The organism is Shewanella sp. SM87, assembly GCF_025653705.1.
Lineage (GTDB): Bacteria > Pseudomonadota > Gammaproteobacteria > Enterobacterales > Shewanellaceae > Shewanella > Shewanella oncorhynchi.
In genome coordinates, this window is sequence record NZ_JAKKSC010000066.1 from 1 (window position 1) to 5,392 (window position 5,392).

Sequence of the window (5,392 nt, forward strand, 5' to 3'; positions counted from 1 at the left end):
TGCAATCTGCAATCGACTGCGTTTGAACAACAAGCCCACAATCTGCTGATGGTCTTCGAATTGATGACCTATGTAATTAAAAAAGAGATGCCTGATAGCAACACCTTTTCTTACGAGGACAACGTTGAGCAAGAAATACTCCTGCACATGCTTAAACAACGCTTAGTGCGTGAAAAAATGTCCGTCGTTCAGATTGAACTCGCAATTTCATTTGCTGAGCAATTTATGCAAACAGGGCTAAGTTCCATGGTGCAGACCTAAGTAAAAGTTGAAAGGCCAAACCAATAGGAGTAACAAATGGAACACTCAACTTTTATTCATGTAAATCAGCTTAAAACATTTAGTCCTTGGCATGAACACTGCAAAGTCGTGTTACTTGCAGATATTAAACTGAACGACCAAACCTCAATAGAGCTGCTGTTTACACGCTACATTTATCTTCACCTAAATATAGATGGACATGTTCTAGGTGTGAGTATTAGCCAATCTATTTTTGAGGAGCACCCTGAGTTTAGCTCTCAGTTTTTAAACGACTTAGAAATGATGCAGCTTTTGCTCATGTATGTTGATGATATAACAAATTTTTGCCAATTATTTGCCGCAGAGTTTGAGTATGTCTTAGGGTATCACCCGACAGTCTACTTTGAAGCCGCGGAACAATATTGGGAAAAGCAGATTATTGAAGTGCAATCTAACGCGCCTCAATAATCACCTACTAGCGAACCTCACGGTTCGCTTTTTTTATTTGCTTATAGCCTTAGCTCAATCTAAGTCGCCAACGCCCACAAACAGCGAACTATCAGATAAAATCGACAATACACTGCACATTACAATATCCGACCTGCAACCCACGTCTCCAATACATCAGCCAGTTTAATCAGTTGTTCTTGATGCTTGGATTTATTTTTCGCTAGGTTTTGGATATTCAATAGCTTCCATCTCACCGCAGGTAGTGCCGCAACGCTCGGTTCATCAAACAATGACCAATCAGGCTGACCCTGTTTAAAGGATAATAAAAAGTCTCTATCTTTTGCAGTAAAGTGATGCTGCAACGCTGTGAGCATTTCTGAGCGAGTTAAAATCAGCTCATCGAGTTTAATCGGCTTTGTCGTCATTCCATTGAATTCAGTTTGAAAGCTTTCATCAAGCGGTTTCCAACGTGGAGACATCACTTCATTAATGGGTCTTGGATGGCTAAGTGTATAAGTGAGAAAGCCGACTAAAATCTCTCGACTGATCCCCTCTTCCGCCAGCAGCATTTTCACATCGAAAAGATCCCTTGGGTGCTGCCTATCCATCGCTGCACATAACTTACCACCGTATAGATCAGGCAGGCTTACAACCGGTATCTCTGCATACCCAAATTCTTCTTCAACTAACTCAACGACTGGCATTAATACCGCTTTGTGTAGCGTACCTCTCGCAACAGGAGAGACTTCAATTTTTATTGTCACCCTATCACTTGTCACGACAACCCTGAGCTCATCATATTTATTGTCTTGAAATACTGCACTAAGGTTCGGTTGTAGATTGATCTTCGCAGTCAAACGACCAAGCGCTTCCTTCACACTTTGTAGCGCTTGTTCCCTTGGCTCCAAAGGAAGATAAGCCAAATCGATATCAACCGATAAGCGTGGGAAGTTGCGTACAAATAGGTTGATAGCCGTACCGCCCTTTAGGGCAAATACCTTCTCTTGGGCGACGAGCGGCAGCATCCGAATAAGCAAGGTCACTTGCTGGTAGTATATCGATGACTTATTCATATTGATTTTCTTCTGTCTTAATAAACGATGCMGGCACTGTTATTTGATACCGTCCATCGTAACGGCCATGAGCCACCACCTGACGCTTTCCCGCRCCWAGCGTGATTTGCTGCTCATCTAGCCTTTTGCTCCACTGGTGTTGATAGTAGTGGCCTAAAAAGAGAAATACGCGATTAGCTTGWACGGCTTCACTTCGATTCAGTATTGACTGTATTTTACGTGGGCTGAGATTCACTAACCCTTGAAACAGCTCCGCGGCATGCTCAAAACTGATATGTTTGCCAATGGCATTGACGACCTCATAGGCTGCAAGCTCCGCACAACTTGCCTTAACSTCYCTATTGTTCACYCCTATAGTAATAAAGTCTTTTTCCAACGTTTGGGTCAGCTTGCTACTGGTATARAAAAGCCARTTTTGCTCCTCCAATTCGCGGAACCACTTTGGCAAMGCCTGCTTACTTTGACAGCCAACCCAAACTTGCTCGCTGCTTAGTTGAAGATAATGACTAAGCCCTTGATGCGTYAGGCTACTGACYCCCGCAAGGTGAACAGGAAGCYTTAGCTGYTCATTCACAGCCTTGAGCGCTTCAACCCAATGAGGCTGTAACTTRCCTGTTGACTCAGGACGAACGTAAACCCCCGCACTTATCTTGTACAACCAACCACTCTGCACATATTTTCTCACCAAAGATGAGCTGATCTCATTTTGTGTCAACCACGACTGAAGCACTACCGCACCAGGGCTCGTATGATTAATCAGCCAGTTTATTTTTGATGACATAGTTGCACCATAAGTACCARAATATAGARTAAATTAAACCAACTATAGAAGTAGAGTTTATAAATTGCAATTACTTAGTACCTTTAGTACATGTTTATCGCAAAATACAAACTAGCAGGATGAGGGGGATGATTAGTTACCAGCAAAAGGCTAAGAAGGKATTYTTACTTAAAACGTTAAACTTAACCCCTGAACCGACAGAATTTCCGGTGCCCAATTCTAGTTATTGATAAGGACAATAACGAGGAGTTAATAATGAGTCAGTCACCGTTTATTCGCGTATATCAACGAAAATCAAAAAGCCCTTGGGATGATCATAGTACCGTCTTGTTACTCGCTGACATTGACGAAAATGATAACGATCCTAGAGCCTTACAATTCACTCGATATATCTATCTTCATCGCGACATCAAAGGACAACACTTAGGCATTAGCATCAGTAAATCACTTCTTGAGGAACATGCTGAGTTTGATACTCAGTATTTAATGGGCTTGGAAATGACGATGCTATTGTTGATGTATAAAGATGATATTTCTGCCTTTTGCGAGTTGTTTACCGCGGAGTTTCAACAGATATTCGGGTTGCCCCCGATTCTCTATTTTGACGCTGCTGAACAATTCTGGGCTGAGCAGATTATTGAAGCCGAAGCTTAAGCTAACATTCAGCAGTAATGCTAAGCGTTAGCCACTTACTTGCGAACCTGAAAGGGTTCGCTTTTCATACCTAATCAAACTTGTCTACGAATTAAGTCCATATTCATATTTAATGAAGCTCTAACAACACATGACAACACAAACGCTTTGGGACTTTTCCGAGTTAGACTGTTAGCTCGAATTAGTGAGTTTCGAATTAAAATTTCTATGTATTAATGCCTTGCTCACCGGAAAATTAGGAGCGTAGCGAGTAATTTTTCAGAGAGAGTAAATTGTTAGATTTCACCTGCATTTCTAAGCTGCCCCAAGGTCACCATATATTGGTTGGCAATGAGTTTAATTGCATAGCCAACATCCAATACTGGGAAATTCACTTGTTTACCGAACGCCTCTTGGAAGATGGTATCTAGACTCTTTCCATGCGTGTCAAAACTGGTGAGACGGTAAATAAAATATAGGTAACTTAGCCTATCACCATAATCGTTTTTAACCTGGGCAAGCATGCTATTTACATCCATTGCTCGATTCAGACTTGACCAAGAAGGATCTGAAGGCTCTAGCTTATCTTTATGAGGCAACAGCGGCTCATTTAAGAGCTTGTGGTAATCCAGCTTGAATGCATCAACCAGACTAGCGTATCGACTGGCTGTTTGAGCAGGAGCGTCAAATAAGTAGATAATCCAGAAATAGTTTTCCAGGATGGTTCTGGAAAGAATATGAGTTATATAGCGCTCATCAACACCAGCATTTTTGTCGCAGCTAAAGCTCTCAAGAAGAGTTCCTGCTATAGAATAAAAACGCAATGCTTCTTGACCAAAGAAACCATTTGCACCGCTTCTCGATCCAAGCTGCTTGATGGCTTCAAGTTCATTCTTCAACTGTTCAAAATAGTCTTGCATACGATTCCTTGAAAAATCTAACGCTTCAAGAAGCGGCGCGTTTTTCAGCGTCCGCCTTGCTTGGCTTGTGTACGCCCAGCATGGGCATGAACTAATGAGGTGGCCAAATTTAGTGTGCCACTACAGAGTAATTGTTGACTAAAATGTGATGCGAAGCGAAACCGAGCCAACTTTTACGAGTCCCGCTTGAACGAATGGTTATAACTTCCCATGCAATTTTAACAATTCGAACCATGGATCATCCGATTCAATTCTATGAACTGCTCTATGGCAGTTGGCACATAGTATCCCCATGTCAGATTCTGTTGTTTTTTCTCCAGCCTTTATTAAATTCAACGGCTTTTTGTGATGCGCTTCTGCATAACTAAAACCGTATAAATCCACAAAATCGTAATCGCATGCCTCACAGAATAATGAACCATTGTCTTTTACGAACCTCTCTTTGGCTCTCTTTACTAATTTTGGGTCTCGTTCTCTAATTTTATGAGTTCTAGTTCGATATTTTGTTTCATCAGAAGAATATTCATTTTCTACATCTTCACTACAATCACCTGCCCACATCACCCAAATTTTATTAAACTGACTATCAGTTAGTTTAAAATTTGTACCTTGCCTAGCTGTCAAGAGCTGCATTCCTGATAACTCCTCATCCCTTAATAGAAGTGATGACTCTACAAGACCTGATTTCAAATCTAGGCGAGCAGATTGCAGTTTTATACCGACTTTAATTTCTGAGACCTCCCTTTTTTCCCAATACTCTTCAAGTAAAAATTCAGGATGCTTTACATCTGATTTATGTACCGGAGGTTCGGCAATCACACCGAAACCAACTAAACCATAAGGATCTTTTGACTTACCTTTTGATCTCCATATAAATACTCGATCTCCACTTTGCATTTCATTTTGGTGTTTAGCATGCTTAACTGCCCAATAGATATAATCAAACTCACCTAAGTAAGTATCTACGTCAAAATCTTCTCTGTTCCCTCTAAAAATCCAATCTGCCATGAAATCTCCAAGAAGTTATAACGCCCAAATCTAGCGAATCCCCAGATAAATTCGATGGGATTCAAATAAGTAGACACGCATGATGCTGTTTGATCTAATCAATTTCGCCAAAAACCTACTAGATCCAACATCATGCGTGATATCGACATATTACACGATTTACTCAAAAAACAATGCCCTCAAATACACCAAAAACGCCTTAATTCTCTGATGGTTGCTACTGAGTCTTTACTCGATGGCAATCAACTCTCGTTAACCCAGTTAGGACGGAACATAACGGGTAACGT

Annotated in this window: 7 protein-coding genes and 1 pseudogene; 4 read left to right on the top strand and 4 right to left on the bottom strand. The window is 41.1% G+C overall.

Going from position 1 to position 5,392, the window contains the following annotated elements:
• Both L5M11_RS23480 and L5M11_RS23485 read left to right on the top strand, forming a co-directional pair.
• A partial coding sequence (locus L5M11_RS23480) for a hypothetical protein (protein ID WP_263193421.1) occupies positions 1–261 on the top strand: 261 nt, incomplete at its 5' end.
• A 36-nt stretch (positions 262–297) separates the two neighbouring features.
• Entirely contained in the window at positions 298–708 is a 411-nt protein-coding gene (locus L5M11_RS23485) for a hypothetical protein (protein ID WP_107404661.1), read from the top strand.
• A gap of 119 nt (positions 709–827) precedes the next feature.
• On the opposite strand, the gene L5M11_RS23490 is transcribed toward L5M11_RS23485, so the two are convergent.
• Positions 828–1,763: a nucleotidyl transferase AbiEii/AbiGii toxin family protein gene (locus tag L5M11_RS23490; protein ID WP_107404662.1), complete on the bottom strand. Its 936-nt coding sequence runs from the start codon at positions 1,761–1,763 to the stop codon at positions 828–830.
• Entirely contained in the window at positions 1,756–2,544 is a 789-nt protein-coding gene (locus L5M11_RS23495) for a type IV toxin-antitoxin system AbiEi family antitoxin (protein ID WP_263193424.1), read from the bottom strand. Before L5M11_RS23495 ends, L5M11_RS23490 begins: the two co-directional genes overlap by 8 nt.
• A 255-nt stretch (positions 2,545–2,799) precedes the next feature.
• Between L5M11_RS23495 and L5M11_RS23500 the strand changes: the two genes are divergently transcribed.
• Positions 2,800–3,198: a hypothetical protein gene (locus tag L5M11_RS23500; protein ID WP_248943596.1), complete on the top strand. Its 399-nt coding sequence runs from the start codon at positions 2,800–2,802 to the stop codon at positions 3,196–3,198.
• A 275-nt stretch (positions 3,199–3,473) separates the two neighbouring features.
• Here the strand turns inward: L5M11_RS23500 and L5M11_RS23505 are convergent, their stop codons facing one another.
• Both L5M11_RS23505 and L5M11_RS23510 read right to left on the bottom strand, forming a co-directional pair.
• Positions 3,474–4,097, bottom strand: a complete 624-nt coding sequence (locus tag L5M11_RS23505) for a hypothetical protein (protein WP_115334747.1) — start codon at positions 4,095–4,097, stop codon at positions 3,474–3,476.
• 198 nt (positions 4,098–4,295) lie between these two features.
• Positions 4,296–5,105, bottom strand: coding sequence for an EVE domain-containing protein (locus tag L5M11_RS23510; RefSeq protein ID WP_115334748.1), 810 nt, complete (start codon positions 5,103–5,105; stop codon positions 4,296–4,298).
• Positions 5,106–5,237: 132 nt separating this feature from the next.
• Here L5M11_RS23510 and L5M11_RS23515 point away from each other — a divergent pair.
• Positions 5,238–5,392, top strand: a pseudogene (locus L5M11_RS23515) (IS4 family transposase); the annotation flags it as partial.